20 protein-coding genes and 1 pseudogene are annotated in these 23,835 nt (G+C 68.1%); 12 read left to right on the top strand and 9 right to left on the bottom strand.

Going from position 1 to position 23,835, the window contains the following annotated elements:
- Nucleotides 1–28: 28 nt before the first annotated feature.
- Nucleotides 29–1,339, top strand: a complete 1,311-nt coding sequence (gene mshC / locus ALI44B_RS02365) for a cysteine--1-D-myo-inosityl 2-amino-2-deoxy-alpha-D-glucopyranoside ligase (protein ID WP_077053157.1) — start codon at nucleotides 29–31, stop codon at nucleotides 1,337–1,339.
- Nucleotides 1,340–1,555: 216 nt separating this feature from the next.
- Here mshC and ALI44B_RS02360 read toward each other — a convergent pair.
- Nucleotides 1,556–2,485, bottom strand: a pseudogene (locus ALI44B_RS02360) (proteasome assembly chaperone family protein); the annotation flags it as partial.
- 91 nt (nucleotides 2,486–2,576) lie between these two features.
- Between ALI44B_RS02360 and ALI44B_RS02355 the strand changes: the two are divergent.
- The 9 genes from ALI44B_RS02355 to lnt all read left to right on the top strand — a co-directional run bounded on the left by ALI44B_RS02355 (nucleotide 2,577) and on the right by lnt (nucleotide 12,960).
- On the top strand, nucleotides 2,577–3,269 hold the full coding sequence (locus ALI44B_RS02355; RefSeq protein ID WP_077053911.1) for an HAD family hydrolase: 693 nt from the start codon (nucleotides 2,577–2,579) through the stop codon (nucleotides 3,267–3,269).
- 8 nt (nucleotides 3,270–3,277) lie between these two features.
- A complete protein-coding gene (locus ALI44B_RS02350; protein WP_083709427.1) occupies nucleotides 3,278–4,414 on the top strand; it encodes a tRNA (adenine-N1)-methyltransferase in 1,137 nt (378 codons plus the stop codon).
- 70 nt (nucleotides 4,415–4,484) lie between these two features.
- Nucleotides 4,485–5,402 (top strand): FKBP-type peptidyl-prolyl cis-trans isomerase, encoded by a 918-nt coding sequence (locus ALI44B_RS02345; protein WP_077053155.1) that lies wholly within the window; start codon nucleotides 4,485–4,487, stop codon nucleotides 5,400–5,402.
- 29 nt (nucleotides 5,403–5,431) lie between these two features.
- Nucleotides 5,432–6,526, top strand: a complete 1,095-nt coding sequence (locus ALI44B_RS02340) for a helix-turn-helix transcriptional regulator (RefSeq protein ID WP_077053154.1) — start codon at nucleotides 5,432–5,434, stop codon at nucleotides 6,524–6,526.
- Nucleotides 6,516–7,508 (top strand): helix-turn-helix transcriptional regulator, encoded by a 993-nt coding sequence (locus ALI44B_RS02335; protein ID WP_077053153.1) that lies wholly within the window; start codon nucleotides 6,516–6,518, stop codon nucleotides 7,506–7,508. Before ALI44B_RS02340 ends, ALI44B_RS02335 begins: the two co-directional genes overlap by 11 nt.
- 97 nt (nucleotides 7,509–7,605) lie before the next feature.
- A complete protein-coding gene (locus ALI44B_RS16600) occupies nucleotides 7,606–8,010 on the top strand; it encodes a twin-arginine translocase TatA/TatE family subunit (protein ID WP_496507413.1) in 405 nt (134 codons plus the stop codon).
- A gap of 40 nt (nucleotides 8,011–8,050) precedes the next feature.
- The gene (tatC, locus tag ALI44B_RS02325; protein WP_077053910.1) at nucleotides 8,051–8,800 is read left to right on the top strand and encodes a twin-arginine translocase subunit TatC; all 750 of its coding nucleotides are present in this window, start codon (nucleotides 8,051–8,053) and stop codon (nucleotides 8,798–8,800) included.
- Nucleotides 8,797–11,226: a DEAD/DEAH box helicase gene (locus ALI44B_RS02320; RefSeq protein ID WP_077053152.1), complete on the top strand. Its 2,430-nt coding sequence runs from the start codon at nucleotides 8,797–8,799 to the stop codon at nucleotides 11,224–11,226. The genes tatC and ALI44B_RS02320 overlap by 4 nt, the downstream gene beginning before the upstream one ends.
- 120 nt (nucleotides 11,227–11,346) lie before the next feature.
- Nucleotides 11,347–12,960, top strand: coding sequence for an apolipoprotein N-acyltransferase (gene lnt / locus ALI44B_RS02315; protein ID WP_077053151.1), 1,614 nt, complete (start codon nucleotides 11,347–11,349; stop codon nucleotides 12,958–12,960).
- A 171-nt stretch (nucleotides 12,961–13,131) separates the two neighbouring features.
- Here the strand turns inward: lnt and ALI44B_RS02310 are convergent, their stop codons facing one another.
- The 4 genes from ALI44B_RS02310 to ALI44B_RS02295 form a co-directional block, all read right to left on the bottom strand.
- Nucleotides 13,132–13,491: an RNA polymerase-binding protein RbpA gene (locus ALI44B_RS02310; protein WP_077053150.1), complete on the bottom strand. Its 360-nt coding sequence runs from the start codon at nucleotides 13,489–13,491 to the stop codon at nucleotides 13,132–13,134.
- An 82-nt stretch (nucleotides 13,492–13,573) separates the two neighbouring features.
- Nucleotides 13,574–14,419 (bottom strand): glycerophosphodiester phosphodiesterase family protein, encoded by an 846-nt coding sequence (locus ALI44B_RS02305; protein WP_238592007.1) that lies wholly within the window; start codon nucleotides 14,417–14,419, stop codon nucleotides 13,574–13,576.
- A gap of 21 nt (nucleotides 14,420–14,440) precedes the next feature.
- Complete coding sequence (locus tag ALI44B_RS02300; RefSeq protein WP_083709426.1) at nucleotides 14,441–15,577, bottom strand: SPFH domain-containing protein; 1,137 nt, start codon at nucleotides 15,575–15,577, stop codon at nucleotides 14,441–14,443.
- On the bottom strand, nucleotides 15,574–16,089 hold the full coding sequence (locus ALI44B_RS02295) for an NfeD family protein (RefSeq protein ID WP_327196300.1): 516 nt from the start codon (nucleotides 16,087–16,089) through the stop codon (nucleotides 15,574–15,576). The genes ALI44B_RS02300 and ALI44B_RS02295 overlap by 4 nt, the downstream gene beginning before the upstream one ends.
- A gap of 116 nt (nucleotides 16,090–16,205) precedes the next feature.
- Between ALI44B_RS02295 and ALI44B_RS02290 the strand changes: the two genes are divergently transcribed.
- On the top strand, nucleotides 16,206–16,970 hold the full coding sequence (locus ALI44B_RS02290; RefSeq protein ID WP_077053148.1) for an SDR family oxidoreductase: 765 nt from the start codon (nucleotides 16,206–16,208) through the stop codon (nucleotides 16,968–16,970).
- Nucleotides 16,971–17,104: 134 nt separating this feature from the next.
- Here ALI44B_RS02290 and ALI44B_RS02285 read toward each other — a convergent pair whose 3' ends face one another.
- A complete protein-coding gene (locus tag ALI44B_RS02285) occupies nucleotides 17,105–17,692 on the bottom strand; it encodes an HdeD family acid-resistance protein (protein WP_077053147.1) in 588 nt (195 codons plus the stop codon).
- 149 nt (nucleotides 17,693–17,841) lie between these two features.
- Here ALI44B_RS02285 and ALI44B_RS02280 point away from each other — a divergent pair, with 149 nt between their 5' ends.
- Entirely contained in the window at nucleotides 17,842–18,855 is a 1,014-nt protein-coding gene (locus tag ALI44B_RS02280) for a DNA topoisomerase IB (RefSeq protein ID WP_077053146.1), read from the top strand.
- Nucleotides 18,856–18,989: 134 nt separating this feature from the next.
- Here the strand turns inward: ALI44B_RS02280 and ALI44B_RS02275 are convergent, their stop codons facing one another.
- The 3 genes from ALI44B_RS02275 to ALI44B_RS02265 are packed head-to-tail and all read right to left on the bottom strand — an operon-like array spanning nucleotide 18,990 to nucleotide 23,758.
- A complete protein-coding gene (locus ALI44B_RS02275; protein ID WP_083709424.1) occupies nucleotides 18,990–20,501 on the bottom strand; it encodes a phytoene desaturase family protein in 1,512 nt (503 codons plus the stop codon).
- Between the two features lie 47 nt (nucleotides 20,502–20,548).
- A complete protein-coding gene (locus ALI44B_RS02270) occupies nucleotides 20,549–23,005 on the bottom strand; it encodes a phosphoketolase family protein (RefSeq protein ID WP_077053145.1) in 2,457 nt (818 codons plus the stop codon).
- Between the two features lie 39 nt (nucleotides 23,006–23,044).
- Nucleotides 23,045–23,758, bottom strand: coding sequence for a LuxR C-terminal-related transcriptional regulator (locus ALI44B_RS02265; RefSeq protein WP_077053144.1), 714 nt, complete (start codon nucleotides 23,756–23,758; stop codon nucleotides 23,045–23,047).
- Nucleotides 23,759–23,835: the final 77 nt, after the last annotated feature.

Below are 23,835 nucleotides of genomic sequence, written 5' to 3'. Positions count from 1 at the left end.
GCGGATGCCGCGGGCTTAGGCTTGAGCAGTGAAATCTTGGCCGCGTCCCACCGTTCCCGTCCTGCCCGGCACCTCCGAAGCCCCGTGTCTCTACGACACGGCCAGCGGCGAACTCGTCTGGGCGCACACGGGTGACGTCGCGCGACTCTACGTCTGCGGTATCACGCCCTATGACGCCACCCACATGGGCCATGCCTCCACCTACCTGGCCTTCGACACGCTGCAGCGCGTGTGGCTCGACGCGGGCCTCGAGGTGCACTACGCGCAGAACGTGACCGACGTCGACGACCCGCTGCTCGAGCGTGCCGCCGCCACGAACGTCGATTGGCGAGACCTGGCGGCCGAGCAGGTCGAGCTGTTCCGCACCGATATGGCGAGCCTCAGCATCCTGCCGCCCGACGACTACGTGGCGGTCACCGAGGTCATCGAACCGATCGCTGATGCCGTGAACACCCTGCTCGAGAAGGGGGCGGCCTACCGCGTCGACACGCCCGACAGCTCGACGGGCGACGACATCTACTTCGACACGCAGAAGGCGGCTGAGCTGTCCCCGTGGCACCTCGGCCAGGAGACCAACCTCGACCTCGCCACCATGCAGCGCTTCTTCGCCGAGCGCGGCGGCGATCCCGACCGCGCCGGCAAACGCCACACGCTCGACCCGCTGCTCTGGCGCGCCCACCGCGAGGGCGAGCCGTCCTGGTCGACCGCCGTCGGCGAGGGGCGCCCCGGCTGGCACATCGAGTGTTCGGTCATTGCGCTCGACGCGCTCGGCGCCGACTTCACGGTGCAGGGCGGCGGCAGTGACCTCGTGTTCCCGCACCACGACCTGAGCGCTGGCCATGCGGCCGTGCTGTCGGGGCATCCGCTCGCTCGCGTCTTCTCCCACGCGGGCATGGTCGCCTACGAGGGCGAGAAGATGTCGAAATCGCTCGGCAACCTCGTGCTCGTCTCGAAGCTGCGCGCGGCGGGCGTCGACCCCCGGGCCATTCGCCTGACGATTCTGGCGCACCACTACCGCAGCGACTGGGAGTGGACCGACGAGGCCCTGTCCGCCGCGACGCAGCGACTGCTGTCCTGGATGTCGGCGGCCCGACGCTCGCGCGCCACCTCGGCCGATTCGCTCGCCGAGTCACGCGCTATCGAGCTCCTGGCTCCGCTGCGACACGCCCTCGCGGGAGACCTCGACACCCCGTCGGCGCTTACTATCCTCGACGCGCTCTTCGACAGCGGCGAGGATGCCGTCGCCGCTCTCGCTGCCCGCGCCTCCGACGCCCTTCTGGGCGTGTCGCTCGAGCACGCCAACGTGCCTGCCACGGCCGGCGCCGGGCGCACCGCTTAAGCACAGCAGGCGGCCCCGAGGTTCGACGGGAGAAGCGGCGGGTTACGGGGTTTCTTCGTCGCCTTCGCCGGGAGCGTTCGTCGTTCCGTCGGACTCCGTGTCCGCGCTGGGCTCCTCGGGCGCAGCAGCACCGTCGGTTGCGGGTGCGTCCGCGTCGTCGGCGTCGGCGTCGGCGTTTCCGTCGGCCTGAGGCGCGGCGCCGCCCGCGGGCTTGTCACGCGCGGGACCATCGGAACGCTGCCCGGCCTTGTTGTCGCGCACGTCGGCGCGATCATCCGACTTGCGCAGGTATTGCTCGAACTCGCGTGCGATCGCCTCGCCGGATGCCTCGGGCGACTCGACCGTGTCGCGCGCCTGCTCGAGCCCGCGGATGTAGGCGGCCATGTCTTCGTCTTCGCCGGCTAACACGTCGATACCGGTCTCCCAGTCGCGCGCGTCGTCCATGAGGGAACCGCGGGGGATCACGACATCCACGATCTCTTCGAGTTTGTCGATGAGCGCGAGCATGGCCTTGGGCGACGGCGCGTTCTGCACGTAGTGGGGGACCGATGCCCACAGGGACACCGTGGCAATGCCCGTGGATTCGGCCGCCTCGCCGAGCACGCTGAGGATGCCGACGGGGCCCTCGTACGTGCTGCGCTCGATGTCGAGCTCGCGGCGGATGTCGGCGTTCTCGCTCGACAAGAACACCGAGATCGGGCGGGTGTGCGGCACATCGGCCAGCATCGAGCCGAGGAACACAATCGCCGAGACATCCGCCGCCAGCGCCGCGTCGATGATCTCGGCCGCGAAAGCCTTCCAGCTGCGCGAGGGCTCGGTGCCGATGAGCAGGTAGACGTTGTTGCCGTTGTCGCCCGAGATCTGCATCTCGGCGTCGTCGGCCAGAAGCTCGCTGTCGGAGAGTGCGGGGTTCTCGGGGCCATAAAGCACGGCGCCCGGCCATTCGAGGCTGCGCGACCCGTCGTCGTTCGAGGTGATGACGGGGCGGTTGAACTGGTAGTCGTAGTAGAGCTCGGGATCGACCTCGGTGATGGGGGAGAGTTCGAGCTGCTCCTTGAGCGTTTTCACGGCACCGGTCGCCGCCTCTCCGGCATCGTTCCAGCCCTCGAAAGCGACCACGAGCAGTCGGCCGTTCAGCATCCCCATAGGCGTTTGTCTCCTCCAGCAATCCCGCGCGGGTCGCCCCGACGCTCCCTCCACAATAGGCCGTTCGCAGAACCCAGTAGCATTGAACCCCGTGACTACTTCTCTGCCTGCCGCCGTTCTTTGGGACATGGATGGAACCCTCGTCGACACCGAGCCCTATTGGATGTCGGCCGAGAAGGTTCTCGTGTCCTCCTACGGCGGGACCTGGACCGACGCCGACGGCCTGACGCTCGTCGGCAAGGGCCTGTGGGACAGCGCGCAGATCTTGCAAGACCGCGGCGTCGCCCTCTCGGCCGACGAGATCGTCACGACGCTCACGTCGAAGGTCATCGAGCAACTCGAGAGCGACGGCGTGCCGTTCCAGCCGGGTGCACGCGAGCTGCTGGCCGAGCTGAAGGAGGCGGGCGTGCCGACGGCCCTCGTCACCATGTCGATCCGCCCCATGGCCGAGAAGGTCGCGTCGCTCATCCCGTTCGAGGCTTTCGATCTCGTGGTCTCGGGCGATGAGGTCGACAACGCCAAACCGCACCCCGAGCCCTACCTGAAAGCCGCTCGCCTGTTGGGTGTCGACATTCTCGACTGCGTCGCCATCGAAGACTCCGAGCCGGGCATCGCCTCGGCCGTCGCCTCCGGGGCCGCGACCATCGGCGTGCCGCACGCCGTGCCCGTCGCCCCGCGCCCCGACTTCACGTCGCGCGACACGCTCGCGGGTGCCACGCTCGCCGAGTTGAGCGGCATCCTCGAGGCGCACCGCGCCGCCCGCACCACGACCACCAGCCGATAGGACCACCGATGACCCACACCGATCCTGCGGCCGAGGCCCCCCGCTACAGCCCGCAGCCGAGCGGCCCGTTCGTTCCCGGCGACCGCGTGCAGCTCACGGGGCCCAAGGGCAAGATGAACACCATCACGCTCGAGCCGGGTAAAGAGTTCCACACCCACCGCGGCGCCGTGAAGCACGACGACATCATCGGCTCGCCCGACGGCAGCGTCATCACCAACACGGTCGGCGTCGAATATCTCGCCCTGCGGCCCCTGCTCGTCGACTTCGTCATGTCGATGCCGCGCGGCGCGGCCATCATCTACCCGAAGGATGCCGCGCAGATCATCGCGCAAGCCGACATCTTCCCCGGGGCGTCGGTCGTCGAGGCCGGCGTTGGATCGGGTGCGCTCTCGCTCTGGCTGCTGCGCGCCATCGGCCCCACCGGCACGCTCTCCTCCTATGAGCGCCGCGACGAGTTCGCCGATGTGGCCCGCGACAACGTGGCCACGTTCTTCGGCGACGACCCCACCAACTGGACCATCACGGTCGGCGACCTGCAGGAGCAGCTGCCGCTCACGCAGAAGCCCGGCTCGGTCGACCGCGTCGTGCTCGACATGCTCGCGCCCTGGGAGTGCATCGGCGAGGCTGCCGACGCCATGAAGCCCGGTGGAGTCATCCTCTGTTACGTCGCCACCGTCACGCAGCTGTCGCGTGTGGCCGAGGCCCTGCGCGACACCGAGCGGTTCACCAACCCCATCTCGAGCGAGACCATGGTGCGCGGCTGGCACGTCGAGGGCCTCGCTGTGCGCCCGGAACACCGCATGATCGGGCACACCGGTTTCCTCATCACCGCCCGCAAGCTGGCCGACGGCACCGTGCTGCCCGAGCTCAAGCGCCGCCCCTCCAAGACCGACTTCAGCGATGAGGATGTCGAGATCTGGACGCCGGGAGCGCTCGGCGAACGCAACGTGAGCGCCAAGAGCCTGCGCAAGCGCGTGCGCGCGGCCCGGACATCCGCGGATCTGTCGCGTTCGCGCGGCGTGGACCCGGAGGCGGACATCGAGACGGAGATCGACGCGGCGCCCGAAACCGGTTCCGCTGAGGTAGCGCTCGACGTGAACCCCGGCGGCGTGGATGCGGTCACGCCCGACGACCCGCGCGACTAAACTATGCGAGGCGGCCCGCTGCATGCGGTGACGCCCAAACCCGACTCTCTCTGCACCGAAACGAGGCATTGTGCGCAAAGTCCCCGCACTGATCGCGACCGCCGGACTCGCCGCTGTGGCGCTGACAGGCTGCGCGCCGGCCGGAGGGTCGTCGTGCACGCCCGCCGCACCCGCGGGTGACGCTTCTCGCCTCGTGCAGGCCTCGGGTGACTTCGGCAAGACCCCCAAGGTCGACTTCCCGACGCCGCTCGACGCCAAGAAGACCGAGGCGTCCACGGTTATCGCGGGCGACGGCGAACGCATCATCTCGAACGACCAGCTGATCACGCTCGATATCGCGCTCTACAACGGCACGACGGGCGCATCCGTCACGTCGACCGGTTTCACGGGCGAGGCCGCCTCTATCCCGCAGTCCGACCTGCTGCCCGGTATGCGCGATGCGCTGCACTGCGCCGTCGCCGGCTCGCGCGTCGTCGCCGTCATCCCCGGCGCCGAGGCGTTCGGCGAGGCCGGCAACCCGGCCGCGGGCGTCAACGCGGGCGACTCCGTCATCGCCGTCATGGACGTGCAGGACGTGTACCTGTCCAAGGCCGACGGCGCCGACCAGTACGTCTGGGAGTCCGGCTTCCCGACCGTCGTCACCGACGAGAACGGCGTCCCCGGCCTCACCATCCCGAAGTCCGACCCGCCCAAGGATCTGAAGTTCGTCGCCCTGAAGAAGGGTGACGGCGCCAAGGTCACGAAGGACTCGACCATCTACGTGCAGGCGCTCATCGCCGACTGGAAGACCCGCGAGGTCACGCAGTCGACGTGGACGTCCGAGGGTGGCGCCCAGCCGCTGCCCGTCGCACAGCTGCAGGCCGGAATCCAGGATGCTCTCGTCGGTCAGACCGTCGGCTCGCAGGTGCTCCTGATCCTGCCGCCGGCCGAGGGCGCACAAAGCGACTCGACCACCGTCTGGGTCATCGACATCCTGGGCATCCAGTAACACCGAGAGCAATCAGCGGGGAGCCGTCCGTGGCAGAACGTTCCGCCTCACCGCGCGTCGCGGTCGAGGAGCGCCTGTTCTCGCTCGTGCTCGCGCTGCTCGCCACCGAGCAGGGCCTCACGAAGACCGAGGTCCTGTCGACCGTCCAGGGGTACCGGCAGAAGTTCGTGGTCGGAGGCGACAACACGAGCCTCGAGCGCCAATTCGAGCGCGATAAGGACGACATCCGCGAGCTCGGCATCCCGCTCGAGACGATCGAGGCGCCCGAGAGTTCCGGCAACAACCAGCTGTTGCGCTACCTGATCCCCAAGGGCGCGTACGATCTGCCAGCCGACATCACGTTCTCGTCGGCAGAGATCGCGATGCTGTCGCTCGCGGCGACCGTGTGGCGACAGGGTTCACTGTCGGGGGAGTCGCAGCGCGCCATCCTCAAACTGCGCTCACTCGGCATCGAGTCGACAGAACCCGTCATCGGCTATGCGCCGCGTGTCCGCACCCGCGAGAACGCCTTCGACCCCCTGCGCACGGCGCTCGACCGGCACCAGGTGGTGACGTTCGTCTACGTCAAACCCGGGGGGAGCGCGCCGCGGCTGCGCACCGTGCATCCGCTCGCGCTCGTGCAGTACCGCGGGCGCTGGCATCTGTCGGCCTACGACGAGGGCGTGAAAGACCGCCGCACGTTCCTGCTCTCGCGCATCGTCGGCGTCGTGAAGGTGAAGAACCGCACGTTCGACGCGCCGGCCGAAACGGGTCTCGCCGAACGCGCCCTCGCTGAACTCGACGCCCTCTGGCAGGCGAACGTGGCGCGCGTGCGCGTGGCACCGGGCAGCGACGCCGAGGCCCGTCTCGGCAAGCGCGGCACCCTCGTCGATGCGGATGCCGGCGAGCCCACGATCGAGCTGCATTACACGGATGTCGACCTCCTCGCCGACGAGCTCGCGGGTTATGGGCCCGAGGCAGAAGCCGTGTCGCCGGAGCGACTGCGAGCGGGCGTCATCGCTCGCCACCGTCGCACGCTCGAGGCACACGCCCGTCTCAACGACGACGCAGGCGGCAGTGCCGGTGACTCATCGGCAGCCGACGCCGGATCCGCCCGCCCCATCGGAGGTCGTCATGGCAGCTAGGACCCCGGCACCGCAGGCGCGAGACAAGCTCGCCTTCCTGCTGTCGTTCGTGCCCTACCTGATGGATATCGAGCGCGTGAGCGTGGCGGATGCCGCCGCCCACTTCGGCGTGCCCGCCGAGCAGATCCGGCAATCGGTGCGGCTCATCGCCGTGTCTGGCGTGCCCGGCGAGACCACGTCCTACCAGCACGAAGACCTCTTCGACATCGACTGGACGGCTTTTGAGGAGCACGACGAGATCGCGCTCACACACCAGGTGGCCATCGACGACTCGCCCCGGTTCTCGGCGCGCGAGGCCGCTGCGCTGATCGCCGGCTTGCAGTACCTGTCGGCGCTGCCCGGCCAGAACGATCGCGCCGTGCTCGACTCGCTGCTGCTCAAGCTATCGCGGGGCGCTTCCGGGGTTCCGAGCGAGGTGCTCGTCGGGCGAGCCGTGGTCGACTCCTCGCTGGATGAGATCCGCGCAGCCCTCACCGACGGTCGACGCATCGAGTTCGTCTACCTCAACTCGCGCGGCGAACGGGAGGTGCGCTCGGTCGACCCGCTGCGCATCGAATCCGTCGACGAGGACTGGTACGTGCGCGGCTGGGACCATGCGCGCCGCGGCGTTCGCACGTTCCGGCTCGACCGGCTGTCCGAACTGCGCACGACCGACATCCCGATCACGAAGACGCCGGCGGATGTCGCGCTGCCCGAAACGCTGTTCGAGGGGTCCGACGAGGACCTCGCCGTTTTGATCGAGGTCGAGGCCGACTCGGTTCCCCTCATCGCGGAGTACATCGCGCCGGACACGCAACCGGTGCCGCACGGCTCCCGCGTGCGCGTCGAGTTGCGGTTGGCGCACTACCACGGCCTCAAGCGCCTGGTGGCGAGTCTGCCGGGGGTCGTGCAGGTGCTTGAGCCCGACGAGGCACGGGATGCGGTGGCCGAATGGTCGAGGCAGGCGCTCGAACGCTATGGCGAGGCATCCTCAGCATCGTGACGAGACCGAGCGAGACGCCGAGAGACTGCGCAGAATCGGGCGGTCGCGGGCACCGCGGGTTAGACTGGAACGAACTTCGACAGTCAAGGAACGAATCATGGGTATTTTCGGCAACCTGACCGGATGGCACCTTCTCGCCATCGTCTTCCTCGTATTGCTTTTGTTCGGTGCTCCGAAGCTTCCGGGCCTCGCCAAGAGCGTCGGGCAGTCCCTCAAGATCTTCAAGAACGAGGTGAAGAGCGACAAGGTCGATGGTGACCACGCCGCTGCCGCCGACGCGCAGGTGCCGACGCAGCAGCCCGCCGCTCAGGTTCCCGCGCAGCAGCCGGCTCCCGTTCAGCAGGCACCGGCGCAGCAGCCGGTTGCGCAGCCGTACGTTGCACCACAGGCACCGCAGGCCGAGCCCGCGCCCGTTCTGAGCGCACCGCCGGTCCAGCCGGCTCCTCACGGTGAGGCGACCTCGGCGGGCGCGCAGAACGCCGAATCGCACCAGAAGAACTAGCGTGGCAACGGCCAAGCCGTCGAAGAACTCCGAAGGGCGCATGTCGTTCGGCCAGCACCTCGCCGAATTGCGCAAGCGCCTCTTCATCAGTGCCATCGCGATCCTGGTCGCGATGGTCGTCGGCTTCATCATCTCGGAATGGCTGATCGATCAGATCGCCATTCCGATCACCGAGATCGCCGAAGAGCGTGGCCGAGCCATCCTCAACTTTGACGCCATCACGGGTGCCTTCGACCTGCGCATGAAGGTCGCGTTCACGGCCGGTCTCGTCATCTCGAGCCCGGTGTGGCTGTACCAGGTGTGGGCGTTCTTCGTGCCCGGCCTCACGCGCAAAGAGATCGCCTATGTGCTGGGCTTCTTCCTCTCGGCAATCCCACTGTTCCTGGCCGGCTGCGCCGCCGGTTACTACGTCATGCCGCACATCGTCGAACTCATGGTCGGCTTCACCCCGGCCGACGCGTCGAACTTCTTCAACGCGGCCATGTACTACGACTTCGTGCTGAAGCTCATCATCGCGGTGGGCATCGCCTTCGTCCTGCCCGTGTTCCTCGTGCTGCTGAACTTCGTCGGCGTGCTGAGCGCCGCCGCCATCATCAAGGGCTGGCGCGTGGCCGTGCTCGTCATCGCGCTCTTCTGCGCCGTCGCTACACCGGCCGCCGACCTGGTGTCAATGTTCTTGCTCGCCATCCCCATGGTGTTCCTATACTTCGTGGCTTACGGAGTGGCCTACCTGCACGATCGACGGGCCGCCAAACGGCAGAAGGTTCGAGAAGCGGAGTTGGTCGGATGAGTGACACCACGTTGTCGCCCGCAGAACGCTATGCGCGCGCGAAGAAGAACACCTCCCTGGTGCGGGGGTTCCGAGATCGCCTCGACTTCGACCTGGACGCGTTCCAGCTGGAGGCGTGCGCGAGCCTCGAAAAGGGGCGCAGCGTGCTCGTGGCGGCCCCCACGGGTGCCGGCAAGACGATCGTGGCCGAGTTCGCCGTCTACATGGCCATGGAACGCCGCTACGACAAGGTGTTTTACACGGCGCCCATGAAAGCACTCAGCAACCAGAAGTTCCAGGAGTTCGTGGCCGAGTACGGCCCCGAGAACGTGGGCCTGCTGACGGGCGACACGAACATCAACTCCAACGCGCGCATTGTGGTCATGACGACCGAGGTGCTGCGCAACATGCTCTACGCCGACAGCGACCTGCTCACCGACCTGAGCTTCGTCGTCATGGACGAGGTGCACTACCTCGCCGACCGGTTCCGCGGCGCGGTCTGGGAAGAAGTCATCATCCACCTGCCGCAGCAGGTGCGGCTCGTCTCGCTCAGCGCGACGGTGTCGAACGCCGAGGAGTTCGGCGACTGGCTGCAGGCCGTGCGCGGCGAGACCGACGTCATCGTGTCAGAGGAGCGGCCGGTGCCCCTCGACCAGCACGTGCTCATGGGCACCAAGCTGATCGACCTCTTCGCGGCCCCCTCGCTCGCCGATACGCACCAGGTCAACCCCGAGCTCGTGCGCATGGCCCAGTTCGGCGGGCGCACGGTTTCGAACCGCCAACACAAGGATGTCTCGCGCTACAACCAGCGCCGCTCGCAGTACCACCGTCCCGAACGCATGGACCGCGGCAACATCGCCCGCATGCTCGACGAGCACAACCTGCTGCCCGCCATCTTCTTCGTCTTCAGCCGCGTGGGCTGCGACCAAGCCGTCAAACAGGTCCTGCGCTCGGGTGTGCGCCTCACCGAGACGCACGAGCGCGCCGAGATCCGCGAGATCGTCGAGGAGCGCTGCCGCACCCTGCTCGACGAAGACCTCGCCGTCCTCGGCTACTTCGAGTGGCTCGACGGGCTCGAGCGCGGCGTCGCAGCCCACCACGCCGGCATGCTGCCCGCGTTCAAAGAGGTCGTCGAAGAGCTCTTCCGCCGCAAACTGGTCAAGGTCGTGTTCGCCACCGAGACGCTCGCGCTCGGCATCAACATGCCGGCCCGCACCGTCGTGCTCGAGAAGCTCGAGAAATTCAACGGCGAGGCGCGCGTGCCCATCACCCCGGGGGAGTACACGCAGCTCACGGGGCGCGCCGGGCGCCGCGGCATCGACGTCGAGGGACACGCCGTCATCCAGTGGCAGGAGGGGCTGCATCCGCAATCGGTGGCGTCACTCGCATCGCGTCGCACCTATCCGCTGAACTCGAGTTTCAAACCGACCTACAACATGGCCGTGAACCTGATCGATCAGTTCGGCCGGTCTCGCACGCGCGACATCCTCGAATCGTCCTTCGCGCAGTTCCAAGCCGACCGCGCCGTCGTGTCGATCGCGCAGAAGGTGCGCGAGCAGCAGAAGACGCTCGAGGGCTATCAGAAGGCCATGGAGTGCCACCTGGGCGACTTCTCCGAGTACGCGGCGATCCGACGCGAGCTGAGCGATCTCGAACGCAGCGGTGAGCGCACCTCGAATTACTCGAAGGCCGCGCAGCAGAAGCGTCAGGCGGCCCTGGCTGATCTGCGCCAGCGGCTGAAAAGCCACCCGTGCCATGGATGCTCCGACCGCGAGAAGCATGCGCGCTGGGCCGAGCGCTGGTTCAAGCTCAAGAAGCAGACCGATCAGCTGGGCCGCCAGATCTCGACGCGCACGGGAGCCGTGGCCAAGATCTTCGACCGCGTCACCGATGTGCTGCTGAACTACGAATACCTCGTGCGCGACCCCGACGGCGCCGTCGTGCTGAGCGCGGCCGGGCGCACCCTCAAGCGCATCTACGGCGAACGCGACCTGCTCGTGGCCGAGGCCCTGCGCCGCAATCTCTGGAACGACCTCGACCCGGCCAGCCTCGCCGCCATGGCCACGTGCATCGTGTTCGAACCGCGGCGCGACACCGGCAACCTGCCCGAGCGCTTCCTGCCGCGCGGCGCGTTCCGTGAGGCGTTGGCCCGCACCGAGGACATCTGGTCGCGCCTCGACGATTACGAACGCGAACACAAGCTGCCGGGGAGCGAGCCGCTGGCCACCGGGCTCAGCACGGCCATGTATCACTGGGCGCGTGGGCACACCCTCGACTCGGTGCTGACCGAAGCCGATCTCGCGGCGGGCGACTTCGTGCGCTGGACCAAGCAGACCATCGACCTGCTCGACCAGTTGTCGATCGTCGCCGACGGGGGAGTGGGGCGCAACGCCCGCGCCGCCCTCGAAGCAATTCGCCGAGGAATCGTCGCCTACAGCACGGTGTGATGCGCGGCTGGGTTGCCCTCGATGAGCTGCTGCGCCGGCGATCGTGCCCGGCAGACGCGGGAATACCTGGGCGCGGCCGAGCGTCAGAATTCGTCCGGTTTCGCACCGTAGGCTGATCAGGTGAACTCCCGCTCTCCCCGGCCCATCCTTCCCCTCTGGGCCGCTCTCATCGTCGCGGCCGGCGCGGGCATCGTGCTCGACGGCGGTTTTCCCGACCTCGGCATCTGGCCCCTCACATTCGTCGGCATCGCGCTCATCCTGGTGACGCTCATCGGCCGGCGGCTCGGCTCGGCGTTCCTCGTCGGATTCGTCGCCAGCCTCGCGTTCTACCTCGTGCACGTCTCGTGGACGGCGCTCTACCTCGGCCCCGTGCCCTGGGTCGCGCTCTCCACGCTCGAGTCGCTCTTCTTCGCGGCCGGCGCCATGCTGCTCACGCTCGCCTACCGCTGGGTGCCGCGCGTCTGGCCCCACCGCCTGGGCCGCTACCTGCTGCTGCCCCTCGTCGTGGCGGGCCTCTGGACACTGCGCGAAGAGATCGTCAGCACATGGCCCTACGGCGGCTTCGCGTGGGGCCGCGTCGCCCTCAGCCAGTCAGAGAGCCCGCTCGCCGGTGTCGTCGCTTGGACGGGCGTCTCGGGTCTCAGCTTCCTCATGGTGCTGCTCGTCGCCGTCATCGTCGAGATCGTCCGCACTCCGCGCGAGAACACGATCGGGTGGGATGCCCGGGGCCGACGTCCTGCGTTCACCGGATCCGCCGCGGCGGGCGCTCCGGCGCGCGTCGGCTACCTGCCGCGCATCACGGCCGCGGTCGCCGCGATCACGGTGCTCTTCGCCATCCCGTTGTGGCCCGTGGCTCAGACGGGCACGACGACGATCGCCGCGGTCCAGGGCAACGGCAAGGCGGGGTACTTCGACGGTGCGGCACCGGGCGATGTGCTGGCGGCTCAAGCATCCGCAACCTTGGCGCTCATCGACAAGAACGTGCAGCCCGATATGGTCGTGTGGCCCGAAAACGGCAGCGACCTGAACCCGCTCGAGAACAAGCAGGCGGCCGATGTGCTCGACTATCTGGGTAACGCGCTCCAGGCGCCCCTGGTCGTCGGAACGATCACCGAAAACGAGGGCAAGTACTACAACTCCTCACTGCTGTGGGAGCCGGGCTATGGCTCGACCGACCAGTACGACAAGAAGCATCCCGTGCCCTTCGGCGAGTACGTTCCCGACCGCGCGTTCTGGGAACCGTTCGCGCCCGATCTGATCGGCCTCATCCAGCGCGAGTACACGCCCGGCACGCGCGACAACGTCTTCGACATCGGCGGCGTCATGGCGGGCCTGTCGATCTGCTTCGATATCGCGGATGACGCGCTCACCCGGGATGCCGTGCGCGACGGTGCCGAGGTCATCCTCGCGCAGACCAACAACGCCGATTTCGGCCGCACCGACGAGAACCAGCAGCAGCTGGCGATCGCGCGACTGCGCAGCATCGAGACGGCTCGCAGCCTCGTGAACATTTCGACCGTGGGCACGAGCCAGATGATCGGGCCGCGGGGAGAGACGCTCAGCGAGATCCCCGCCTACGAACCCGGTTCGATGGTGGCGACGCTGCCGCTCGTATCGACCATCACGCCCGCGATGGCCTTCGGCGCCCAGCTGGCGTGGTTCGTGTCGCTCGGCGGATTGCTCGGGCTCATCGTCGCCGGCATCTCGCAGCGCGAGCGTCGCCGTCGCGGCTGAGTCGCCTGTGTCGGGGCGCAGCGTAGCCCGTGCCGTGCGCAGCGGTCAGTGGGGGAGGGCGCGGCTTACGGCGCGGCCGGCGAGTGGCAGACCGGTTCCCGTTCGGGCACACAAAAACCGCGGTCCCGCCGAGAGGCGACGACCGCGGTCGATGAGTAGGGAACCTGCCTGCTAAGCGATCTTCTGACCGCGGCGGGCCCGCAAGAAGTTCAGACGCTCCTGCAGAAGCTCTTCGAGCTCCGCTTCGGTCCGGCGTTCGAGCAGCATGTCCCAGTGGGTGCGTGCCTGCTTCGGGTCGGCGCGCGTGAGCTGAATCGGCTCCGAACCGATCATCAGCACGGCCTCGCTGCTGCAGTGACGGCATTCCCACGTTTCCGGCGCCTCGGCGTCGGCCGCGAAGTACAGCGACGTCTCCTTGTTACAAACCGGGCACAGATAGCTGTGGTGGGTTCGTTCCGAAAAAATGACGCCCTCTTCGCTCTGTAGGCTCTGGGCGCCCAGGCGCATTCCGCGCAAACTGCGATCTGCCATTGTGTGGTCTCCTCTCGCGATGCATGCTCAGTTATAAACCCCCAAGCTGTGCGGGAGCTTCCCTGCGGCCGCTTTCTCCCAGTCAACTGCCAGCGTGAGAGGGCCCCAAAGCCTCGAAGACGTCGAGCACGTCGACGACGGCGCGAGCGACATCCGGTCGATCGGTGACGATGCCGTCGACGCCCAGTTCGAGCAGGCGGCGGATGTCGGAGCGTTCGTTCACGGTCCACACGTGCACCTCGAGGCCCGCGCCGTGCAGCGTGGCCAGCAGGGGCGTCGTGACGAGGGGGAGAGGGCCGGCCCGTTCGGGGATCTGCAGGGCGAGCACCGTGCCGGGGAGGAGCCGCGTGACGGCGCGGACCAGCGCGGGTCGACCGGTCAGGGCGGCGAGCAGGATGACAGCCGTGCCAATGGATGACGCGGACGTCGCGATGCCGGGGAGGAGACGCACGGCGCGGGCACGCGACACCTCGGAGAACGACGTGAGCAGGACACGGTCGGCAGCCCCCGCGCGCCAGACGTGTTTTGCGGTAGCGACGACGGCGTCGGGTGCCTTGAGGTCGAGGTTCCAGAGCGCATCGGGGAAGGCATCCAGCGCTTCGGCGACCGTCGGGATACGGTGGCCGCCGCCCAGATCGATGCGGCGCACCTCAGCGAGCGTGAGCGTGCGGATAGCGACGTCGTCGAGTGGCGAAGAACTTGCAGCGTCGTCGGGCGCGACCTCGGGGAGGACGCCAGCCGGGAGGTGTTCATCGTGGAAAAGGACGGGGACGCCGTCACGCGTCGCGCGGACATCCGATTCGAGGTGCGACGCACCCGCTTCGAGGGCGGCCCGGAAGGCGGCGAGCGTGTTGCCGGGCACGCCGTCGGCGAAGCCCCGGTGCGCGAAAACGCGTGGCCCCGCGGCATCGAGATACCGTGAGACCACGCGTGGACGCTGCATGGTCGGCTAGTTGCCGGGACCGGCCGGCGGGGCGCTGGGCGGCGAGTCGGGGAACCCGGTCGGCGGCTGGACGCTGGGCGGCTGGATGCTCGACGGCGCAGCGTCACCCGACGGTGCCGGCGCGCTCGAGGGAGCGTGCTCGTCCGACGACTCGGCAGGGGTCGACGACGAGCCGGACGGCTTCTGGCCGCCACCCTGACCTCCGCCGAGACCGGCGGCGCCCATGAGCTTCGACAGGTCTTCGCCGTTCTTCGGCAGGAAGCCCGAGCCGATGCCCTTCAGAGCCTCGGTGAGCTCGGACGGGATGATCCACAGCTTGTTCGCCGACCCCTCGGCGAGCTTCGGCAGCGTCTGCAGGTACTGGTACGCGAGCAGCGTGCTGTCGGGGTTTCCGGCGTGGATGGCGCTGAACACCGTGGTGATGGCCTCGGCCTCACCCTGCGCGACCAGCACCTGGGCCTTGGCGTTACCCTCGGCGCGCAGGATCTCGGCCTGCCGGGCACCCTCGGCCTCGAGGATGGCGGACTGCTTCGTTCCCTCGGAGATGAGGATGGCGGCGCGGCGATCACGCTCGGCACGCATCTGCTTCTCCATGGAGTCCTGGATCGACAGGGGCGGGTCGATGGCCTTGAGCTCGACGCGACCCACGCGGATGCCCCACTTGCCGGTCGCCTCGTCGAGCACGATGCGCAGCTGACCGTTGATGTTGTCGCGGCTCGTGAGCGCCTCTTCGAGGTTCAGGCCACCGACGACGTTACGCAGCGTGGTGGTCGTCAGCTGCTCGACGGCGCCGAGATAGTTGGCGATCTCATACGTGGCGGCGCGAGCATCCGTCACCTGGAAGTAGACGACCGTGTCGATCGAGACGACCAGGTTGTCCTCGGTGATGACGGGCTGCGGCGGGAACGAGACGACCTGCTCGCGCAGATCGATGAGCGGGCGCACGCGGTCGATGAACGGCACCAGCAGGTTGAGGCCCGGCAGAAGCGTCTTGTGGTAGCGGCCGAGGCGCTCGACGACACCGGCGTTGGCCTGGGGGATGATCCGGATGGACCGGAACAACACCACCAGCACGAAGATGACGAGGACGATGCCGACGACCCAGGCCACGATCGTGCCGACGAGGGCGGAAGAATCGGTCATAGGGCTTTCCTTTCGGCGGGGGCGACGACAGCGGTCGCTCCCTGGATGGCGTGGACGGAGACGTGCGTGCCCGGTTCGAGCGTTCCGCCCGGCGCGGTGGGCAAGAGGATGGCGGTCCACGTGTCGCCGTTGGCGAGACGCACCTGGCCGCCGGTCGACGACACGGGGCGCAGCACCTCGCCCGGCATGTTGAGCAGCGCCTCGACATTGGACGGCGTCTTGTCTTCGCCCCGATGCAGGGCTCTCAGGAGCGACGGCCTGACGAAGGCGAGAAGAACGACGGATGCGACGGCGGCGATGACGATCTGCAACCACCACGGGGCGCCGAGCAGGCCGCTCACGAGGCCGACGGCGGAACCCACGGCGATCATGAGGAACGTGAACTCGAGCGACAGCATCTCGATGATGACGAAGACCAGGATGAGCACCAGCCAGACGATCCAGGCGTTGTCGATGATCCAGTCCATACCGGCCTCCAAGAGGGTGTCGGGGGGCTCCGTCGATGTCGTCATCGACCGGGGTCTCTTCAACGAACCTATCAGCTAGCGGCGGGGCGGCATATGGGAGTTGGTAGTCTCGGGGCTGGACATCACCGCCCTCGCGGCGACCGCATCGACAAGGAGAACACGTGTCACAGCCACTCAGCCCCGGATCGCTCGACGGAAAGTCTGTGCTGGTCACCGGCTCCTCGCGCGGCATCGGCGCAGATACCGTTCGCTTCTTCGCCGAGGCCGGTGCGCGCGTCGTCATCAACTTCCGCAACAAAGAGGCGCGTGCGCTCAAGCTGCAGAAGGAGATCGAGGCCGCGGGCGGCCAGGCGCTGTCGATCGGCGCCGACCTGACCGACCCGGCATCCGTCGAGGCCATGATGGACACGATCCGGGCCGAATACGGCGGGCTCGACATCCTGGTTCTGAACGCCTCGGGCGGCATGGAGTCGGGCATGGCCGCGGACTACGCGCTCACGCTCAACCGCGACGCCCAGCTCAACGTGGTCGAGAAGGCGCTGCCGCTGCTGTCATCCGGATCGCGCATCGTGTTCGTCACGAGCCACCAGGCGCACTTCATCCGCACCACGCCCACCATGCCCGAGTACGAGCCCGTCGCGCTGTCGAAGCGTGCGGGCGAGGATGCCCTGCGCGAGAAGCTGCCCGAGCTCGAGGAGCGCGGCATCGAGTTCGTCGTCGTCTCGGGCGACATGATCGAGGGCACCATCACGGCCACGCTGCTCGAGCGCTCGAACCCGGGTGCTATCAGCCAGCGCAAGGAATCCGCCGGACGCCTCTACAACGTGAACGAATTCGCGGCCGAGGTGGCGCAGGCCGCCGTCGACCCGATCCCCGCCGACAACACGCGCCTCGTCGGAGACACGAGCGACTTCGTCGCCGAGTAGGTCTGACAATCAAACGCTGAAGGGGCGCTCACGAATTATCGTGAGCGCCCCTTCAGCGTCGTATGCGCAAGCCCCGTGCGGTCGTGCACGTGCCACCCGGCACGAGACCGCGGAGATGGTTGCGGCCGCCGGGTCTAGGCGATGCCAGCGCGCTTGGCGGCGCGGCCGAACGTGAACGCCTGCACGATCTCGACGACGCCCGCGACGATCGCGAGAACCGCCACGAAGACCAGCAGGGCCGCCGCCGACTGCACGGGTACGAACAGCACGATCACACCGGCCACGATGCTGACCACGCCGTAGAGCACGCCGAACCAGCGCGAGGAATCGGGCGCCGACTCGACGAGCGACGCGATGCCCTCGATGATCCACGTGATGCCGATGGCGGCCGCGAGCACGGCCACGCCGAACACGGGGTTCAGCAGGATGTAGACGCCACCCAGGATGAGCAGCACGCCGAGGATGACGCTGAACACGCGATAGCTCGTGCCCTCCGAGTGGCCGGAAAACCCCTTGACGATGCGCAGGATGCCGACGACGAGGAAGTAGATGCCGAAGAGCCAGGCCACGAGCGCGAGCGTGGCGCCGGGCCACACGAGGATCGAGATGCCGAGGATCACGGCTAGCAGACCGGCGACCCCCAGGGCAACCCGGATGCCCGTCACCTGCGAGGGTGAGAGTCTGGACGAATCGACGTTGATGAAGAACGTTGAGGTGGACATGAGGCGGATACCTTCCTTTCGTGGTGAAGGCTGATGTGCCCACCTTGCCGCAGATCCGTGGCCCGTGGGGAACAATTTCCGTTCGCGACGCCGGCCAGGGAAGGCGCGCGAGAGGTGCGGCGACGACCCGCGGAGCGGAAAGCGAGAACATGAGACTGAGACGCAGCAATTCGAACGGCCGCGGATATCGGCGCGTGCGCTCGGGGTCGGGTTTCAGCTATCGCGACCTCGACGGCTCGACCATCACCGATCCCGCGCTGCGGGAACGCCTCGAAAAGCTCGGAATTCCGCCCGCCTGGGAGGATGTCTGGATCGCACCGTTCGAGAACGGGCACATCCAGGCGACGGGTGTCGATGCGGTCGGGCGGCGCCAATACATCTACCACCCGGGTTGGCGCGAGAAGAAGGATCGCATCAAGTTCGACCGCGCCCTGCAGCTCGCCGAGGCGCTGCCGAACGCCCGTCGACAGGTCACGATCTACCTGCGGAGCGACGGCGTGTCGCGCGAGCGCACCTTGGCCGCCGCCTTCCGCATGCTCGACACCGGGTCGCTGCGGGTGGGTTCCGAGCGCTACACCAACAGCAACGGCAGCCACGGCCTCGCGACCCTCTTGGGCTCGCATGCGCGCGTGTCGGGCGACACCGTGCACCTGCACTTCCCGGCCAAGAGCGGCAAGGAGTGGGAGTCAGACATCACGGATGCCGACCTCGCGGCCGTCGTGCGACAGCTCAAGCGGCGGGGCGGCCGGGCTCGGTTGCTCGCCTACAAGGACGGGCGGCACTGGCATCCCGTGACGAGCTCGGACATCAACGACTTCGTGAAGGAGATGACCGGCGGCGACTTCACGGCCAAGGACTTCCGCACGCTGCACGGCACCGTGACGGCGGCCGTCAGCCTCGCCAGGACGGGGCCGCTGCCGTCGCAGGCCAAGCGCAACCGGGCGATCAGCCAGGCCATGCGCGACGCCGCCGAGGTGTTGAGCAATACGCCGACGATCGCGCGGGCGAGCTACGTCGATCCGCGGCTCATCGACCACTACAACCAGGGCGAGACCATCGACCCGAAGCGCGCGGCGTCGGGGGAGTCGGAGGTGCGGGCGCTGCTGTATCGCGAGGGCACCGTGACGAGCATCCGTCGGGCCGACAAGGAGAACGCATCGTGACTGCACGAACGGAATAAGCGTCGGGCCCGAACAGACGCTCGACCGGGCCGGGCGCCAGACAGATATCCCCGAGGTCAGGTCGGCTGCCAGACCGGGTCGGGATACAACCTGCGACGATCAGACGGCGACGACGATCAGACCGGGTCAGGGCCTAGGCGCGGCAGACGCGTCACGCCGAAGTGGTCGCGCAGCGCGGCCGTTGCGGCATACGCGCCCGGCAGCCCCGTGACGCCGGGGCCCGGGGGAGTCGCCGACGAGCACAGGTAGACGCCGTCGACGGCGGTGCGCCAGGGCGTCGGCGAGAGCGTCGGGCGGCGGATGAGCTGCAACAGGTTCGGTTCACCGGCCGAGATATCGCCGCCGATGTAGTTGGGGTTGTAGCCCTCCATCTGCTGCGCCGTGCGCGACGACGACGCCAGGATGACATCGCGGAACCCCGGCGCGAACCGCTCGATCTGCCGCACGATCGCCTCGGTCATATCACGATCCGAATCGGCGGGCACGTGCGTGTAGGCCCACAGCGTGTGCTTACCCTCCGGCGCACGCGACGGGTCGAAACGCGTCGGCTGCGACACCAGCACATAGGGGTTGTCGGGGTGTTCACCCCGGGCCACCTGGTTCTCGCCGGCCGCGGTCTCGGCCGCCGTTCCGCCCAGGTGCAGGGTGCCGGTCTTGTGCAGTTCCTCGTTGGTCCACGGCACGGGTCCCGACAGGGCGAAGTCCACCTTGGCCACACCGTTTCCGTATTGGAACCGTTCGAGCGCACGACGGTAACCCGCGGGTATGCGGTCGCCGAGGATCTCGACGAGGGCGCGGGGCGTCGTGTCGAACAGTGTGACGGTCGAATCGGGCAGATCGGCCGCGCTCGTCACGTGCTGGCCGGTCTCGATGCGCCCGCCGTGGGCGCGCACGTCGTCGGCCATGGCGTCGACGATGGCTTGGCTGCCGCCGATCGGAATGGGCCATCCGCCGTCTTGGTGTCCCGTGACCGACAAGACCAGACCCGCGGCCGACGACGCGAGCCGCGGCATGGGCATGATGGCGTGGGCGGCCACACCGGCGAGCATGGCGGGCGCACGGTCTTCGCGAAAACGGAACGCCCCCATGGTGGCGGCCAGTTCGAGGGCGCGCACCCCGAAGAGCGCCAGGGCGATCGGATGCCGGGGCACGCGCGTGAGGGGAGACCCCGTCGCCTGCGCGACATCGTGCGCGCGGTCGACGAGCGGGCCCATGAGCCGCAGCCACTGGTCGCCGTCGACCCCCAGGTGCTCGGCCGTGCGGTGCAAATCACGATAGGCGAGCCCGGCGTCGCCGCCGTCGAGCGGCTGCGCATAGGAGATCTCGGGCGTGACGAAGTCGACGCGGTCGGTGAGGCCGAAGCGGCGGAAGAAACCGGACGCGAAAGCCATCGGGTGCACGGCCGAACACACATCGTGCCAGTAGCCCGGCAGCGTCAGCTCGGCCGTGCGCGCACCGCCGCCGATCGTGTCGTTGCGCTCGAGCACCGTCACCTCGATACCGGCGCGCGCGAGCACGACGGCCGCCGAGAGTCCGTTCGGCCCGGCCCCCACGATGGTCGCGGTGGGCGTGGTCTTCGCGTGAGCGCGGGCGTTCGGGGTGGTGGCGTGCGTGCGTCGGAGCGACATGCGCGTCCTCTCTCGGGTAGAGCGTATTCGGATGCTGATATACGAGTCTAGCGTTCCGGCCGGAACTCCCACTCGGTGAAATCGGGATGATCTTCGCCCTTGTCGTAGGCGTAGCGCCGGGCCTCGACCCGGGCGGCCTCCCACGTGTCGGACAAACCCGCCGGAACGTCGCGGCCCTTCTCGGCGAGGCGCTTCACGGCATCCATCGCCAAGGAATAGCGATCGATCTCGTTGAGCATGACCATGTCGAACGGCGTGGTCGTCGTGCCCTTCTCGGCGAAACCGTGCACGTGCATATCGTCGTGGTTGTGCCGGCGGTAGGCCAGCTGGTGCACGAGCGAGGGGTAGCCGTGGAACGCGAAGACGACGGGCACGTTCTCGGGGAACATGGCGTCGTATTCGGCATCGGGCATGCCGTGCGGGTGGGCTTTCTCGTCCTGCAAGCGCATGAGGTCGACGACGTTGATGAAGCGCACGCGCATACCCTCGACGTTCTCGCGGATGAGTTGGGCGGCCGCGATGGCCTCGAGCGTGGGCACGTCGCCGGCCGAGGCGAAGATGACGTCGGGGGCAGCATCCGCGCCGGTGTGGTCACCCGGGGACGATGCCGCCTCGTTGCCGGCCCAGGGCCAGACGCCCATACCGTGCTCGACGTGCGCGCGGGCGTCGTCGATGTCGAGCCAGGATTGCTGTTGCTGCTTGCCCGCAACGATGACCGTGATGCGATCGGTCGTGTCGAAGACGCCGGCGCCCACGTGCAGCAGGGTGTTGGCGTCCGGCGGCAGATAAACCCGCACGAGATGCGCCTGTTTGTTGACGACGAGGTTCAGGAACCCCGGGTCCTGGTGGGAGAAGCCGTTGTGGTCCTGGCGCCAGACGTGCGACGACAGCAGGTAGACGAAGGGGGAGACGGGCTCGCGCCACTCGACCTCGGCCGCCGATTCGAGCCACTTCGCGTGCTGGTTGAACATGCTGTCGACGATGTGCACGAACGCTTCGTAGGTGTTGATGAGGCCGTGGCGGCCCGTGAGGATGTAGCCCTCGAGCATGCCGTGCAGCAGATGTTCGCTGAGCACCTCGGTGACGCGGCCCGTGTGCGCCAGGTGCTGATCGGTGCTCTTGATGTCGGCGGCCCACACCTTGTCGGTGACCTCGTAGACGGCCTGCAGGCGGTTCGAGGCGGTCTCGTCGGGCCCGAAGATGCGGAACGTGTGCGGGTTCTCGCGCACGACCTCGGCCAGCCACTTTCCCCAGGTTCCCGTGGCCGACACGAGTTCGCCCTTGTTCGGGGGAGCGGGCACGGCGTGCGGTTCGACGGCCGGCAAGACGAGCGGATGCCGCAGCTCGCCGCCGTTGGCGTGCGGCGTGGCACTCATGCGGCGTTCGCCCCCGGGTGCCAGCGAGCGGATGTCGGCGGCGGGCACGGCGTTCTCGTCGAACAGCTCGTCGGCTCGGTAGGACCGCATCCAGTCTTCGAGGATACGCAGGTGTTCGGGGTTCTCGCGCACATCGTCGACGGGGATCTGGTGCGCCCGCCACGTGTTCTCGACGGGTTCGCCGTCGACCTCCTTCGGGCCCGTCCAGCCTTTCGGCGTGCGCAGGATGATCATGGGCCACGCGGGGCGGTCGGTGTGACCCGCGTCTCGAGCATCCGACCAGATCTGTTCGATACGCGCGACGGCGGCGTCGAGCGCGCGGGCCATGCGGGCGTGCACGAGCATGGGGTCTTCGCCGTCGAAACCGCCCGACACGATGACGGGCTCGTAGCCGTAGCCGCGGAACAGTGAGAGAAGCTCGCTTTCACCGATGCGTGCGAGAAGAGTCGGGTTGGCGATTTTGTAGCCGTTGAGGTTGAGGATGGGCAGCACCGCGCCGTCGTTCTTCGCGTCGATGAGCTTGTTGGCGTGCCAGCTCGTGGCCAGCGGGCCCGTTTCGGCCTCGCCATCGCCCACGACACACGCCGCGATCAGGCGCGGGTTGTCGAGCACCGCGCCATAGGCGTGCGACAGCGAATAGCCGAGCTCGCCGCCCTCATTGATCGACCCCGGGGTCTCGGGCGCCGCGTGCGAAGGGATGCCGCCCGGGAAGCTGAACTGGTGGAACAGCGCCGCGAGGCCCTCGACGCCCTGGCCGAGATGCGGGAAACGCTCACTGTAGGTGCCCTCGAGCCACGTGTTCGCGACCATGGCCGGGCCGCCGTGACCCGGGCCGCAAACGTAGAGGTACTCGTTGTCGGTGTGTTGGATGACGCGGTTCAGGTGCGCATAGATGAAGCTCAGGGCGGGGGAGGTGCCCCAGTGTCCGAGCAGGCGCGGTTTGATCTGGTCGGGGCTCAGCGGCTGCGTGAGCAGCGGATTGCCGAGCAGGTAGATCTGGCCCACCGTGAGGTAATTGGCGGCGCGCCACCAGCGGTCGACGATCTCGAGCTCGTCACTCGACGGGGTCGACGGTGCGGGGGAGGCGAAGGCGGACGTGCTGGCGGACGAACTCTGACTGTCGGTCATCCTTCGACGCTAGGCGAGTGGCCGGGGCGTCACAAGGGACTAGCTGTCCCGGCCGGTTTCTGCCAGCAGGGTGAGCGCGGCCAGGACGCGCGGGTTCTTGGCCGAATCGGCCGGCACGCCGAGGATGCTGTAGATGCTCGTCAGGTGGTTCTGCACCGATTTCTCGGCGATTCCGAGCCGGGCGGCGATGCCCTGGTTCGACAGGCCCTGGGCCAGCAGCTGCAGCACGGCGTACTGCCGGTCGGTGAGACGGTGCAGCACTGACTCAGTGCGCGGCGTGGCGTGCGCGATGAGGTCGGGGTCGAGCATCGAGTCGCCCCGCGCCGACGCCTCGATGGCGGCGAACAGTGTCTCCGAGGTGAGCGCCGACTTCTTCGACAGATAGCTCCAGCCGCCCCGCATGTCGTCGGGCATCTCGAGCAACATGTCCATGAGGTCGTAGGCGGAGAGCAGGACGATGCCGAGTTCGGGGGCCTGGCGTTTCAGGCTGACCCCGAGGCTCACGCCGTTTCCGTCGGGAAGTTCGATGTCCATCGTCAGAACGTCGACCGTGCCCGGCAGGAAGAGTTTGCGCGCGTGCGCGACCGTGGTGGCCCGACCGACGAGCCGCGTGCGGGGATGCTTGTCGATCAGGTCGCCGAGCATGCCGTTGAAGAGGGGTTGGTCTTCGACGACGCCGACGCGCAGGGGAGTGGTGCCCCCGGATGACCGCGACGTTCCGCCTGCGCGCGGGGTGCGCTCCGAGATGTCCATGTGACGAGTATGCCGGGTGGGATGCGCGCGAAGGGGGAGGAAACTCTCGGCGGGATGCGCAGCGAGCGTCGCCGATG

It is taken from the genome of Leifsonia sp. ALI-44-B, assembly GCF_001984125.1.
Classification (GTDB): Bacteria; Actinomycetota; Actinomycetes; order Actinomycetales; family Microbacteriaceae; genus Okibacterium.
The sequence above is the reverse complement of the archived record's forward strand: the minus strand, read 5'-3'. Positions and strand labels throughout refer to the sequence as shown.

Bases quoted from the DNA above. Each gene is read 5' to 3' on its own strand.
- ALI44B_RS02350 (WP_083709427.1), top strand. From the start codon at position 3,278: ATGACCCACACCGATCCTGCGGCCGAGGCCCCCCGCTACAGCCCGCAG.
- ALI44B_RS02335 (WP_077053153.1), top strand. From the start codon at position 6,516: ATGGCAGCTAGGACCCCGGCACCGCAGGCGCGAGACAAGCTCGCCTTC.
- ALI44B_RS16600 (WP_496507413.1), top strand. From the start codon at position 7,606: ATGGGTATTTTCGGCAACCTGACCGGATGGCACCTTCTCGCCATCGTC.
- tatC (WP_077053910.1), top strand. From the start codon at position 8,051: ATGTCGTTCGGCCAGCACCTCGCCGAATTGCGCAAGCGCCTCTTCATC.
- ALI44B_RS02320 (WP_077053152.1), top strand. From the start codon at position 8,797: ATGAGTGACACCACGTTGTCGCCCGCAGAACGCTATGCGCGCGCGAAG.
- ALI44B_RS02310 (WP_077053150.1), bottom strand. From the start codon at position 13,491: ATGGCAGATCGCAGTTTGCGCGGAATGCGCCTGGGCGCCCAGAGCCTA.
- ALI44B_RS02300 (WP_083709426.1), bottom strand. From the start codon at position 15,577: ATGACCGATTCTTCCGCCCTCGTCGGCACGATCGTGGCCTGGGTCGTC.
- ALI44B_RS02295 (WP_327196300.1), bottom strand. From the start codon at position 16,089: ATGACGACATCGACGGAGCCCCCCGACACCCTCTTGGAGGCCGGTATG.
- ALI44B_RS02285 (WP_077053147.1), bottom strand. From the start codon at position 17,692: ATGTCCACCTCAACGTTCTTCATCAACGTCGATTCGTCCAGACTCTCA.
- ALI44B_RS02280 (WP_077053146.1), top strand. From the start codon at position 17,842: ATGAGACTGAGACGCAGCAATTCGAACGGCCGCGGATATCGGCGCGTG.
- ALI44B_RS02275 (WP_083709424.1), bottom strand. From the start codon at position 20,501: ATGTCGCTCCGACGCACGCACGCCACCACCCCGAACGCCCGCGCTCAC.
- ALI44B_RS02270 (WP_077053145.1), bottom strand. From the start codon at position 23,005: ATGACCGACAGTCAGAGTTCGTCCGCCAGCACGTCCGCCTTCGCCTCC.
- ALI44B_RS02265 (WP_077053144.1), bottom strand. From the start codon at position 23,758: ATGGACATCTCGGAGCGCACCCCGCGCGCAGGCGGAACGTCGCGGTCA.